The organism is Allotamlana fucoidanivorans, from assembly GCF_045788535.1.
GTDB classification, from domain to species: domain Bacteria; phylum Bacteroidota; class Bacteroidia; order Flavobacteriales; family Flavobacteriaceae; genus Allotamlana; species Allotamlana fucoidanivorans.
In genome coordinates this window covers 2,328,255-2,341,810 of record NZ_CP074074.1, presented here as the reverse complement: position 1 = coordinate 2,341,810, position 13,556 = coordinate 2,328,255, and the positions used below count along the sequence as shown (strand labels likewise).

Annotated in this window: 13 protein-coding genes; all 13 read right to left on the bottom strand. The window is 32.7% G+C overall.

What is annotated here, in order from left to right; genetic code table 11:
• Positions 1-47 precede the first annotated feature (47 nt).
• From asnB to KFZ70_RS10245, 13 genes are read right to left on the bottom strand one after another with little or no spacing between them, the layout of a single operon-like run.
• Positions 48-1,754, bottom strand: a complete 1,707-nt coding sequence (gene asnB, locus KFZ70_RS10305) for an asparagine synthase (glutamine-hydrolyzing) (protein ID WP_139695398.1) — start codon at positions 1,752-1,754, stop codon at positions 48-50.
• A 5-nt stretch (positions 1,755-1,759) separates the two neighbouring features.
• Positions 1,760-2,458 carry a cytidylyltransferase domain-containing protein gene (locus KFZ70_RS10300; RefSeq protein ID WP_139695399.1) on the bottom strand — a complete coding sequence of 233 codons (699 nt, stop codon included), beginning with the start codon at positions 2,456-2,458 and terminating at the stop codon, positions 1,760-1,762.
• A complete protein-coding gene (gene neuC / locus KFZ70_RS10295; protein ID WP_139695400.1) occupies positions 2,458-3,618 on the bottom strand; it encodes a UDP-N-acetylglucosamine 2-epimerase in 1,161 nt (386 codons plus the stop codon). Before neuC ends, KFZ70_RS10300 begins: the two co-directional genes overlap by 1 nt.
• On the bottom strand, positions 3,615-4,616 hold the full coding sequence (locus KFZ70_RS10290; RefSeq protein ID WP_139695401.1) for an N-acetylneuraminate synthase family protein: 1,002 nt from the start codon (positions 4,614-4,616) through the stop codon (positions 3,615-3,617). The genes neuC and KFZ70_RS10290 overlap by 4 nt, the downstream gene beginning before the upstream one ends.
• The gene (locus KFZ70_RS10285) at positions 4,616-5,260 is read right to left on the bottom strand and encodes a methyltransferase domain-containing protein (RefSeq protein ID WP_158293177.1); all 645 of its coding nucleotides are present in this window, start codon (positions 5,258-5,260) and stop codon (positions 4,616-4,618) included. Before KFZ70_RS10285 ends, KFZ70_RS10290 begins: the two co-directional genes overlap by 1 nt.
• A 27-nt stretch (positions 5,261-5,287) precedes the next feature.
• Positions 5,288-6,193: a glycosyltransferase family 2 protein gene (locus tag KFZ70_RS10280; protein ID WP_139695403.1), complete on the bottom strand. Its 906-nt coding sequence runs from the start codon at positions 6,191-6,193 to the stop codon at positions 5,288-5,290.
• The gene (locus tag KFZ70_RS10275) at positions 6,186-7,439 is read right to left on the bottom strand and encodes a glycosyltransferase family 4 protein (protein WP_139695404.1); all 1,254 of its coding nucleotides are present in this window, start codon (positions 7,437-7,439) and stop codon (positions 6,186-6,188) included. Before KFZ70_RS10275 ends, KFZ70_RS10280 begins: the two co-directional genes overlap by 8 nt.
• The gene (gene wecB / locus KFZ70_RS10270; RefSeq protein ID WP_139695405.1) at positions 7,436-8,539 is read right to left on the bottom strand and encodes a non-hydrolyzing UDP-N-acetylglucosamine 2-epimerase; all 1,104 of its coding nucleotides are present in this window, start codon (positions 8,537-8,539) and stop codon (positions 7,436-7,438) included. The genes KFZ70_RS10275 and wecB overlap by 4 nt, the downstream gene beginning before the upstream one ends.
• A 10-nt stretch (positions 8,540-8,549) precedes the next feature.
• Positions 8,550-9,536 carry a glycosyltransferase gene (locus KFZ70_RS10265; RefSeq protein ID WP_139695406.1) on the bottom strand — a complete coding sequence of 329 codons (987 nt, stop codon included), beginning with the start codon at positions 9,534-9,536 and terminating at the stop codon, positions 8,550-8,552.
• Between the two features lie 16 nt (positions 9,537-9,552).
• A complete protein-coding gene (locus tag KFZ70_RS10260; RefSeq protein WP_139695407.1) occupies positions 9,553-10,485 on the bottom strand; it encodes a glycosyltransferase family 2 protein in 933 nt (310 codons plus the stop codon).
• Positions 10,475-11,353, bottom strand: coding sequence for a beta-1,6-N-acetylglucosaminyltransferase (locus KFZ70_RS10255; RefSeq protein ID WP_139695408.1), 879 nt, complete (start codon positions 11,351-11,353; stop codon positions 10,475-10,477). The genes KFZ70_RS10260 and KFZ70_RS10255 overlap by 11 nt, the downstream gene beginning before the upstream one ends.
• Before the next feature lie 7 nt (positions 11,354-11,360).
• Positions 11,361-12,380, bottom strand: a complete 1,020-nt coding sequence (locus tag KFZ70_RS10250) for a glycosyltransferase (RefSeq protein ID WP_139695409.1) — start codon at positions 12,378-12,380, stop codon at positions 11,361-11,363.
• A complete protein-coding gene (locus KFZ70_RS10245) occupies positions 12,381-13,550 on the bottom strand; it encodes a glycosyltransferase family 4 protein (protein WP_139695410.1) in 1,170 nt (389 codons plus the stop codon).
• Between the last annotated feature and the right edge of the window lie 6 nt (positions 13,551-13,556).

Below are 13,556 nucleotides of genomic sequence, written 5' to 3'. Positions count from 1 at the left end.
CTCGTTACAAACCCAAATATACTATTTTAGTTCAACCAAGTAAACTTTTAAGCCATTAACAAAGCAAAATTCACCAATTGCCATATATGAAAACTTGATTGATTGTCGCCTGCCAAATAGTTCTGCCATTCTAAATCAATGGCTTTCATATTAAACCATGTACTGTAATGGGTCGATTTAATTTTCTCCAATTCATATTCTACAAAGCCGTTCAATTCACGCCCTAACCATTCGCGTTGTGGTGTTTGCAAAGGCCTTTTGGGGGCATACGAAACATTGTTTCCAACACTATTCGCAACAATATCCCTTAAAATTTGTTTCCCCTGATGGTTTTTTATTTTAAAAGCCTTAGGCAAGGAAACACCTAATTCCACCAATCTATAATCTAAAAACGGGACTCTTAATTCTGTTGAAAACGCCATAGAAATTCTATCATTAAACCGTAATGCTCTTGGAATTTTGGTGTAAAATAAGTCTCTATACTGAAGGTTTTCCAGAGATGACTCAAAGGGTTTAGGGTAAATCACTTTTGAAAAATTTTCAGCCCATTTGGTGTTAAATAAATGCCTTTTAAACGGACTTTTATGAACACCTTGAATGGTTGAGTAAGAGTTTTTTTGATAATAGTCATACCCTGCTAATTGCTCATCCATGCCTTGTCCGTCTAACAGCACTTTAACACCTTTTTTTGATGCCGAATGAAATACTTTTGAATAGGCTAAAGTAGGAAGCCCTCCATAAGGTTCATCTTGAAAATGACTTATTTTTTTTGCTAAACTAGGTACCTCATTTGAAGTTAGACATACTTTTTGCAGCGGATTTTTATACCGTTCTATCATTTGGTTTACCCATGGTAATTCGTCATAATTTTCATCGCCTGTATAAAACGTGAATGCCTCAATGTTTGAAATATCATGTTGCGATATATTGGCCATTGCTAACAATGCAGAACTGTCTAACCCACCACTAATATTGAAGCCGATAGGTACATCAGCTCTACATCTCAAGGTAATACTATCAATCAGTAAATTTTCATAAACGGCTTGAGCTTCCTGATAATCGGTTATTTGTGGTTTATTTTTTACACGATATACAAAATCGTACCAAGATTCCACATGCAATTTCCCTTCTGAAAACTCCAAATAATGTCCTGCTGGCAGTTGTTGAATTCCCTCCCAAAACGTTTCATGAGGTTGCCCATAACTACCATTTAAAAAATAATGACCCCAAACAACTTCATTGGGTGCTTTACATACTCCTGTTTCATGGATAGTTTTAATTTCACTTGAAAAAATGAAGGATTCCGCATTCTTAAAATAATAGAATGGTTTAATACCAAAACGGTCTCTGGCAGCAAACAATGTTTTATCTTTTTTATCCCAAATAGCAAAAGCAAACATACCGTTAACCATATCCAAACATCCCTTCCCATAGATGCAAAATGCGGCTAATAAAACTTCGGTGTCAGACGAAGTTATAAAATTGTACTGTTGTTTTAAGGTGTTTTTAAGCTCTAAATAGTTATAAATTTCACCATTAAAAACCATGATATATCGCCCTGAATGGTCTTGAAATGGTTGATTGGCACTTGACGATAAATCAATAATAGACAACCTATTGTGCCCCATAGCAGCAAACCCTTCATCAAAATAAGTTCCTGTAAAATCGGGCCCTCTATGCGCTTGTATACTTAACATACGGCTCAAAGCGGTTTTATATTGACCTGAACCTACAAACCCTAAAATACCACACATAAATATTAAGAGTTTTTTGAATTCAAATAGGCTTCAGCCTTTTTCCAATCTTCCTCAGTATCAATATTTATGGTATAATCTGAAGGTGATTTTATATAAGTGAGTTTCTCGCCGTACAAGGAATTCTGTTCTAACAACACGTGTGTTTTGGTAATGTAAATTAAACCATCTCTATGATAGATATCTGGTAAGTCTTGTCGTCTTGAAATAATAGTTTTTTCACCAGTAAACAACTCCAAGTTACCATGCTTCGTGGTTTTAAATGTCCAGTGCGGATTGTATTCATCAGGGACTTTTTGTACCGAAACCAAGGCATCACAACCACTTTTATAAAATTCCTCAATGGCTTCATCAATAAAATCTCCTGTTTTAAACGGACTGGTAACCTGCAACAAACAAACCGCATCAAAATAAACCTGTTTTTCTTGATAAAACCGTAACGCATGTTGAATCACGCCAAGCGTGGGCGATGTATCTTCCGCAAGATGCTTGGGTCGTACAAAAGGCACTTCTACATCAAGCAATTTAGCCACGGTTATTATAGACTCATCATCAGAACTTAAAATAACCTTTGATAGCTTTTTAGATTGCTGTGCCGCTTCAATGGTATATTGAATCAAAGGTTTTCCACAAAGCTTTTTAATATTCTTTTTAGGAACAGATTTTGATCCTCCTCGTGCTGGTATAAGTCCTAGAATACGCATTAATATGCTATAGTTTTATGAAAACGCAATGCCACTTCTGCTAAAATATGAGCTATTTTTTCACCTGAATTCCCGTCCCCATATATACTGTCCTTTGGCATTGGATTTTGTTGTTCTAATCTATCTAAAATGGCCGACTTTATTTCTGCCTCACTATAGTTAACATCTAAAACATTTTTCCCTCTACATCTTCCCTGTTGGCGTGTACCAATGTTTACTACAGGAACACCCAGATAAGCGCACTCGCGTATACCGACACTTGAATTACCTACCAAACATTTACTGTTTATCAGCAACCTTAAAAAATCTTCAGGAATCATATTCTTGAAAAAATGGATGTTTTCGGGTTTATAAATTTCTCTATATAGTCTTATACCATTAGAAGTCCCATCGGCTCCTGCATCTACATTGGGCCAAAACCAAAAAGCTGGCATATCTAAATCATGTATCACCTTTAAAGTGGTTAACACATGAGCTTTAGCTTGGTTATATTCTGTAGTTACAGGGTGCTGCATAACCACCATATAACCATCTTTCCAATGGATATCATGACCCACACCGCCATATTTCTCTATAGGATCAAAATTTAAGTTCGGTGTTTTATTTACCTGATACGCAATATCTATAGAAGGGCATCCCGTATTAAACACATAATTTTCATCTTCCCCCATCTTTAAAACTCTTTTCTTGGCATCCTCTGAAGCCACTAAGTGAATATCAGCCAATTTGGTATTGGCATGGCGCACCTTTTCATCAATATTACCAGTAACTTCACCGCCTTGAATATGTACGAGGGGAATATTTTGATAGGCAGCTGCAATAGAAGTTGCCAAGGTTTCAAACCGATCTGCAATGGTCACCACAGCATCGGGTTTTAAATTGTAAAAGGTATTGGCCAGTTCCATAACCCCCAACCCAGTGGTTTTGGCCATTGAGGTTTTATTTTCCCCTTCTAAAACCATAAACACTTTGGCATCAATGTTAAAGCCATCGTTTTCTATATAATCAACGGCATTCCCGTAACGATCCAATAAGGCAGAACCCGCTACAACCAATTGCAGTTGTAACTTTGGATGCTTTTTAATAGCAGTTAATGCAGTTTTTATTCTACTATAGGAAGGTCGCGCTGTAATAACCACGCATATTTTTCGTTTGTTCATTTAATATCTTCTACGGTTAAAAAATCCCACTGCTTCAAATCGTTTACTAAAACTTTGCCAATTACTGTTCTAAAATCTGAAGCAGGTATTCCTTTATTAGCTGGTTTCTTGCCTTCTAAATCAGAAAAACTGATACAATGCCCCGCTTTTAAATCTTTATTTACGGCCAATGATTTTTCAAAAATAGATTTTAATGCTTTAAAACTCGAATTATCCGATTTATCAACGGGATTATTTTGTGCCTTTTCAATGTTTCGAACCGCTTCTGAAAGTGTTTTGATTTCTTCAATGGTTAGTGAAGAGGTAGCATCAGGCCCAAAATCATCTCGACTAAACACGGCATGAAACTCTAATATTTCGGCTCCCAAACTTACCGCCGCTATTCCTGTTTCTATTTTTGCGGAATGATCTGAAAACCCAATAGGAACTTGATATCTAGATTTTAATTCCTGAATGACATTTAACCCCAACTGTTCAGGTTTAGTAGGGTATGATGTGGTACACTGTAAAATAGAAAATGTGGTATTTTTTGAGTTTAAAAAAGCAACGGTTTTATCCAATTCTTCAAAAGAACTCATGCCAGATGACAGGATTATGGGCTTTTGGGTTTGCGCTATCTTTTCTAACAACAAAAAATTGGTTACTTCTCCTGAGCCTATTTTATAGCAATTAACCCCTACGGTTTCTAACAAATCTACGGCAGCATTACTAAAGGGGGAACTCATAAATTCTAACCCTACATCATCACAGTGTTGCTTAATATCTATCCACTCTTGGCGTGTGAATTCCATCGCTTTCCAATAATCGAACCGCGTAGCATAAGCATCCGTAAACTTTACCCGAAACGGTTCATACATACTACTCTCAGCCTCAGCTATATGGGTCTGAAATTTAATTGCGTCAACCCCCGTATGCGCTAAGGCATCAATATAACGGTGAACATTGTTCAAACTGCCATTATGTGCTTGTCCTATTTCTGCTATTAGTTTTACGCTCATTATGTTACTTTTCTTGCCACAATACCATAACTCATACCTTTAGCCAACGGATTTCGATATTCAAGATACGATTCTATGTTATACTTAATCCAATCTTTTACAGACGGTATTTTCCTGTCTTTATATTGCATATCTACAACGGCATATTCTAAAATCTCAAAACCACTGCGCTTTAAAAACGCGTAAACCACATGTTTCCAAGGCGTAAACACATGATTCTCTTTAATATGCTTCTCTTGAAATGCATAAAGCGCTCCTCTTAAAAACAAACTTAAGGTATTTTTACTGGATTGCGGATTAGGGGTTGTTAATATTAAAACGCTTCCCTTTTCCATGTGATTAGAAATATTCTGCAAACATAAAAGTGGATTATCTAAATGTTCTAAAACTTCTAAGAACAGAACCATACCGGCCTTTTTAACATTTTCAGGAGCCTTATCATTTAAATTCCAAATAATAGATTCTGGTATCTTTTGCACATAATCAAAAGGTTGCCATTTCGCTCCTAGTTGCTCAACATTAGTTTTCATATGCCCGTAGCCTGCACCTATATCGCTCACAAAATTATTTGGTGATTGTGACATGTATTTTTCTAACATGGCTTTTGCAAACACCTCTCTATTTTGGTAAGTATCTATATTCAATTTTAATTTGATTTTGTGTTTATACATTTATGAATCTTCAGGCCTCCAATATAATTTAGTATCTGCTAATTTAGAATAATCTAAAAATTCTTTTTTTGACAGTCTATTAGCATTACTAATTAAACGTGGAGAATTTATCACCAAATCTCCTGTAGCTTGCACAATAGCTAAAAATGCCTTAAAATCACCTTTTAGGACTTTAGTTCTTATTTGAACCCATAAGGTATATAAGAACCTTCTTGGAATTGTTGTTATAGGATAAAAAAGAAAATAGAGATACCATCCAGACCTTAATGACCTTCTTAAACGGACTCTATAATCTTTATGCTTTTTCCTTCCTTTTAAATAAACACGATGATGTATTAAAATATCAGGGACATACCATACTTCCCAATTATTCTTAAATAATTGGTATGAAGCAAATTCTTCTTCCCCGTAAAATACAAACCAATCTGGGTAATCTGGAATCGATTTCCAAGCTTCCATACGCCAAACATGGCCACATCCTACAAAACCTTTAACCCGTGTATTCGTATCTGTATAGTCTATACATTGTGGCAATGTTTCTCCCCAAAAAATTCTAAATGCCATAACAGCACATCTTTCATTCGCCTTAAAAAAGTTTGAAATCAACTCTAAGGTATACGTGGAAACTATATGTGCATCATCGTCTAAACAGATGGCATATTCTGCTGTTGTTTGATGTAACATTCTATTTCTACTGAATATTAGCCCTTTTGATTTTTGGTTGTTTATTAATTTAATCTTAGGATAGTTGGTTTTTATAAAATCAGTGGTTTTATCTTTCGATCCATCATTACAAATTATAGTTTCCACATCGCTACTATCAATTAAATGGCTTATACTTTTTAAAGTAGACTTTAAGGCTTCTAAACGATTTTTAGTAGTAATGAGTATACTGAATTTAATCATTTTTAAAAACTTTTTTCAACTGTGTTTTTAATTGATTCTCACTTAAATAATTAACTAAATCTGGCCTGTTTAAAATCAGCTTTTCATCATTATTTTTCCATTCTTCATAAAGTCTTTCAAATATTTCAGCTATTTTATTGATATCATTTATTTCAGAACTATATGGATATTTAACCCCCAATAATCTCTTAGATTCACTTTTTTCAGGCCCTAAGTGTAAAATAGGCTTATCTGCAGACACACAATGCGGAAATTTACCAGGTAAAAACGGACTAACTTCAGAATCTGCTTCTAAAATAATATTTACTGAAACATGGTATTGTAGACAATAAACTTCTTTAAATGAAATATTTGATAGCTTAACATATAACTGGGGTAATTCTTTAGAGTAGTTTTCTATCATTTGCTTATGATAGTCTGCATTACCTAATAAGATTAATTTTGAATCTTTTTTTGCCTTATTGTTGTTATCTAAAAACCGTTGAAACCCTTTAATCAAACCTTCGGGATTTCGTTGTTTCAATAAACTCCCTGCATGCATCACATTAAATTTATTTCTCTCAAAATAACTTGGAGGCTTTTGTTCTTTTATATCTACATTTATTATTTGGTGAGGAATAACCATGCCCGTATTATTAAAATTATCAAAAACCTGTCCCATGAATTCTTTAAGCAATAAACTTGGAAAAGCAGAATATTTAGCATTTTCAGAAAGACTTTTAAAAAATTTCTCCTTTATTTCATGTCCTGGATCTTTCCAATCATAAGGTTTTGGATAGCAATTAAAAGGATAAGGGTCATGAATGTATGCCATCCATTTTTCATGAAGCTCTGGTAACTCATTAACCGCATAATGAGGCCTAAAACTAGCCGCTTTACTCAGTGTTATAACTAAATCAACCTGTGATATATCAATATTTTTTAATACTGTTTTAATACTGTTTACATCATTGAAAAACGTAAAGGAAAACCCAAAAATAGGCTCTAGACATTTAGCTAGGTTTACATTAAATAGTCTTTGTATGATTCGTTGGGATCTACTAAGAAAAAACAATAGGGTGCTTCTTTTTTCTTTGATTGCAAAACATTCTGCATTTTTAATTTCAATTTGTTTTCGTGTATAATGGAAAACGGAAACCCGACATCCAACAGCAATTAAATTACTAATAAGAGCCACGTTTGCTTTAGAACCACTACTATCATTGACATCGATAGAATCTACTATTACTGCAATATGTTTATTCATTTAATATAAGTTTGAAGAAAGTCAACTATTTTATTAGCCGCATCTCCATTTCCATATGGATTAATTTCACACTGAAACTTCTCTTTTTTTAAGAATTCATTCACTGCCGCATTAATTTTACTAGGATTTGTACCAACCAAAATAGAACATCCGGCATTAATTCCCTCATTTCTTTCAGTTGTTTCTCTGGTGACCAAAACAGGAATACGTAGTGATGGTGCTTCCTCCTGAACACCCCCTGAGTCGGAAATAATCAAGGTAGATTTACTCATCAACCAAACGAACGACGGATAATCCAATGGCTTTATTAAATGTATGTTGGCTATATTGGATAGTTTGTTGTATACTACATCTTGAACATTAGGGTTTAAATGAACTGGATAAATAATGTCTACATCTTGTCTTTTTGATATTTCTAAAAGAGCCTTACATAAATTTTCAAACCCTACCCCAAAACTTTCTCTACGATGCCCCGTAACTAAAATTATTCTTTTACTAAAACCGATGCGTTCCTTTAAATTTTCAATAGCATTATTTGAGAAGCCATTCTTAATTTTTTCTAAAGTAATAAAAAGGGCATCAACAACCGTATTTCCAGTCACTAAAACTTTTGACTTATCAACATGTTCTTTTAGCAGGTTGTCTTTTGCTTTCTCAGTTGGGGCAAAATGAAAATCAGCTATTCTTCCTGTAAATTGTCTGTTTAACTCCTCTGGAAACGGCGATAACTTATTATAAGTTCTTAACCCTGCTTCAACATGTGCCACTTTGATTTGTCTATGAAAAGCTGCCAATGCAACCATAGCAGAGGTAGTTGTATCGCCATGAACTAAAACAAGGTCAAAACATTCTGTTTTGAATATTGCATCCATATCAGCTAAAATCCTTGCACTTAATACATTCAAGTTTTGGTTAGGCTGCATAATGTTAAGGTCGTAATCTGGCACTAAACCGAAAAATTCTAAAACCTGATCTAGCATTTCTCTATGCTGGGCAGTGACACATAATTTATACGGAATATTTTTTTGACTAAGCGCCAAACAAATAGGTGCCATTTTTATAGCTTCAGGACGCGTACCAAAACAAATGAGTATTTTCAATTTTTATTTTTTAGTAGTTAGAAGGTATCTGTGTTTCAAATACTTTCTTTAAAAGTTTCTTTTTGAATTTGTACCAAAACGGGTTTATATCTTGATATTTAAGTTTTGGAAATAACTTGAGATCTAATTCTTCAGAGTTGTTTTCTAATTTATCATATACTATAGTCATCCAATTTTCAAGCTTATTACCCATATGAAACGCATAAAAGTGGTAGGTTGACAATCTAAATCCGCCGCTCATGTCAATAGCTAAATCAACATAATCACGCTCCGATTCCTTTCCTACCTTTGTAAAAGATGGTTTGCTTGGTGTACAGTTAAAAAGAATATCTCTACGTAAAGTAACTACTTGGTGATCACTACCAACTATGGCTTTTACATTTTTATTGATAACCACAGGCCATAATTTAAACTTATCTGGTTCTTGATTCCAATTAATACTTTTTAAAAACATATTATATGCTTTAAAATTTTCGGGAATACTTTCAAATTTCAAACATAATCGCTTTTGTAAAATAGCCTGCTGGGTGCTAAAGGTAAAATATTTCACCGCCGTTCGTGTAGGTATTGGAGACACGGAGCCTACATTTTTAAAAGTATTAAATACTTTTATAGTTTCAGAAACCCAATTGGCTTCAAACAAAATATCACAGTCGGTAAGCGTTATAATGGGTTCTCTGGCTCCTCTAGCTCCGGCCATTAAAGCATCAATTTTGCCTATATTATTTTTAAGCAACATTAGAGCATCTATAAGACCTTCTTTAAGTAATTTTGTTAAATAATTGGTAACAGTTGAACATGAACCATTGTCAACAATAGTTATAGCAGAAGTCAACGGGATTGTTTTTATCAAAGAGTTTATGGACAATTTAGTCACTTCAAACATATTAGTATAATATCCTGTTAACTCAGGAACAAAAACAACCATTACTACCCTATGATTTGTCTTTAAAGTAATTAGTCCTTCTGCCTTTTGTGGGTTTCCTCCAACTCTCATTAATTATAGTTTACGTTTATTTCAAGTGTTTCTTTTTTAGCCTATAAACTTTTTGCCATAATGGAAATAAAAAAAATTTTATCGAATAAAAAATTTCTATTCTTGAACTGGAAACAGTTTCTTTAAAAACATTTTTCACCAATTTAAAATCTCTAAACGAAATAGCTAAATTTACTAAATACTTAAATAAATATGGACTAAGCAGTTCCTTTTGACACAAGTTTTCTACCACCAACTTGATAGCTTCTTTTTTTGAATTCACACGTATGGGAGAATTGTTCCAAAACTCACCTGTATTTGATTGTGGATGTTTACGTCCATAAAAAAGTACTTTATTTATAGAAATCCCCTTAAAACCATTAGAAATAATTCTAGAGTATAGTTCCCATTCTTCTGCATACATAAGAGTTTCAACAAAACGAAGCTCTTTAAAACATGTATTTTTCCACATTACTGCACATGAATTAAAAGGTAATTTATTTGTCACAATATCGTCAATAGCCTTTTCATCGATATAAAACGAACTATATGTTTTTGAAAAATCGAAATCATAATCAAAATTTTCAAAAAAAACAGATCTTAAATATCTACAAAATGAAACACTACCTATGGATAATTCGTTTACACATAACTCTAAGTTTTGTGGATGTACAATATCATCGTCATCAAAAAACACAATATAGTCTCCCTTTGCCAAATCTAACCCATAATTTCTACATCCTGGTAAGCCCTTTAAATAATTGTTTGGACGTTTTAGAAACTTAAATCTAGTATCTTTTTGTAAAAATGGAGTTATTATTTGGTCTGTATTATCGTTACCTCCATCATCAATTATTAAACATTCCCAATTTTTAAATGTTTGGCTTTGTACTGATTTTAAAGATTCCAATATAAAATGCTCCCTATTGTAGGTAGCCATAACTATAGTGACTTTTGGATTAACCGACATTTAGAGCTCTTAACTTTTTCATTATATCTTCGGAAATTGGATATTCAAATTTTCGGGCAAAAACTGCATCCGTTAAAGTCAACTTCTCATAATCTAATTCATCTAATACGGCAGGTCTATTACCATTTCTTGAATTCCAATCTATATACCTTAACGTATTTGTAGACACATTTTCTGCAAACCTAGAATTCATGATTATGGTTTGAAAATAAAACTCCTCAGAGCATAATGTATGCTTAAATCTATTAAAAAAAGATTTATTTTCGTTAGTATATTCTATTACATACTCCGCACATTCTCTCGTTAAACTCCACCAAGTAGCCCCTCCATAAAGCTGAGGAAAACTTGAAGGTATTGATCTTTTGTATCCATATTTCTTCTGCAAACTGATTAAGCGTTTAATCCATTTATTATGCTTAGATTTTTTAGCATCAAAGACATCATATAAATTAAAATACTCAAGTCTATCCATTCCATTATTATCTGCCCACCCTATTCTTGGCACTTCAAAATAACTAATAAACTCCGTATTCTTTTTTTTAAAAAATTCTAAAAAGAACTGTTTCGGCTTAATAGGAAAATCATGTCCACTTATTAGATGTAAATAGAAATTTTTAGAATTTTTTAATGCTTGTTCTGTTAAAAATAGAATACTTTTTAAATGATTGAAACCACCCCAGTTAACCTTATATTTTTGACTAACAAGCTTGACTACATCATACTTTTTTAAGCTTTCTAACTCCTTTTTTGAAATACCACTCTTTTTATCAATATGTATATACAACTCAAAGCTATCATCAAAGAAGGCGGCTAATTCTTCCAAATGATGCATGTTTTTATAAGCGGTTATTAAAATGGCCTGTTTCATCAAAATTCTATTTAAAAATACTTTTTAAAACATACTGTAATGTATATCTTCTACTATATGAAGTGTGTAACAACAACTCTCTTTTTGATCTTAAAACCCTAAAGCATGTTTTCAAGTTTCGATTACAGATATCAGACAGCAAATGACTTCTCAGCACCTCATTAATTCCCCTTTCTACCTCTATTTCATTAAATCTCTTAGGATTAAACAATAAAATATCCTGATCAATTTTATTTTTATGACTCATATAATGCAACAAATTTACCTGTTCATGTAAAAAATGGTCTTTTATAAACTGAAGTGTTTCATAATTCCAAGACAATTTATCTGCCAATTTATTGAACATTTTTAAAACGCCTTTTTTATGATTGCTTTTAGCTTTATTTTTCTGTTGAATATTCGCTGTTAAGCTTTTTTCGTGCAACCTATATTCATACAATACTTCTTTAACATGAATAAACTTAAACTGCATACTAGCCCTTAACCAAAACTCATAATCTTCTAATAAAAACAGCGATTCATCATAACCATTTAACATAGAAAAGACTTCTTTTTTGTAAAGAAATGAAGCTCCTATTTTGTTTCCAAATAAAATATGCTCTGTTGGTCCCGTTATATGTATTCGTTTAAAACCACCATTTTCATTTATAACCTCATAATTAGAATAAACTAAATCAGATCTGCTCTCAATAATTTGCTGTATCATTTTTTCTAAAAAATTAGGCTTCAAAACATTATCATCTGACGTCCAAGTGATAAAATCTCCTTTAGCACGGCGATGCCCGATGTTTAAACTTGCAGGTAATTTTTTATTTGTCTTATTTGTTATGATATTAATTCTATGGTCCTTTTTAGCAAATTGGTTTGCAATATCAGCGGTTTTGTCTGTTGAACAATCATTTATAATGATGAGTTCAAAATTTGTATAGGATTGGTTTAAACAACTTTTAATTGCATCTGACAAAAAACGTTCTCCATTGTAACATGGCAAAACAATACTTATATGAGGATTATTGTTATGCAACATCTAACTAAAGCATTTGTTTAGAATTATTTCAAGTTTGTCCACGTATGATTCTACGTTATAATTCTTAATATTCTCCAAATTATTTCGAGATTCTTTTTCGCGTAATGATTTAGAGGTCAATACCATTTTCATAGCTCTAAATATGTCTTGTTCATTATTTTCTACCAAAAGCTCAGAGTCTTTTAGCAAACTGACACACCCAGGATGATTTGAGCAAATTACAGGTAACCCATATAACATATATTCCATAACTACATTTGGAGTACCCTCAATCAAAGACAATAGCACCCCGACATCAAGAATATTTAACACATCAACAACACTTTTATTACTCAGTAGGGTTACCTTTTGTTGTAAACTATCTTTTTTAATTTCTTTGCTTAAGCTATTGTAAATCTCCATTGCTTTAGTTCCATGACGTTTGTTACCCATTAATACCAAATGAGCGTTTGGATATTGATGTTGTATTAATTTAAAAACATTCAAAAGCAACATATGGTATTTAAAACTTGTAAAATGTGCCACCATACCAAATACGAAGCTGTTTTGGGGTATTTTAAGACTTTGTCTAATAGCCTCTTTATCTTTTATTTCCTTTTCTAAACTTAAGTATTGAGGCAAAAGATTTAATCTATTGTCTTTTATTTTATAATCACTTCTAAATACCTCCAAACAATTTTCAGCATTCCCAATAATACAAGGTATATTATTTACTGCAATATGCTCAAATATATCATACTTTAAAATATCCAGCCCTAATTGATGCCAAAACGCAAACTTTACTGTTGGTAACAATTTATATAAATAGTAGGCTACTTTTGATGGTGTATTTTGGAAAGGTATAATGGTGTGATATTTATATTGAATCAACTCCTTTCTTAAGTTTAACAAATATTGAGCAGACCATTTGAGTCTTTTTAAGTTCTTTATGGAGATTTCACGTTTAAAAAAAACATAAGGTTCTCCAAAAAAAAACGTTCTGTTTATAGGAGAGGTTTCGAGAACTTCTTTAAATTCTTGAGATTGCTTATTGGAATAAACAAATAACAAATCTACTTTACAGTTTTTTTTCTGAGCCAGAAATCGTGCCAACCCAAAACCCTGACGCTCTGCACCTCCAAGATTACCACCTTGAAAAACCAATAAAATATTTTTATTGTTAAAATTCATCAATTA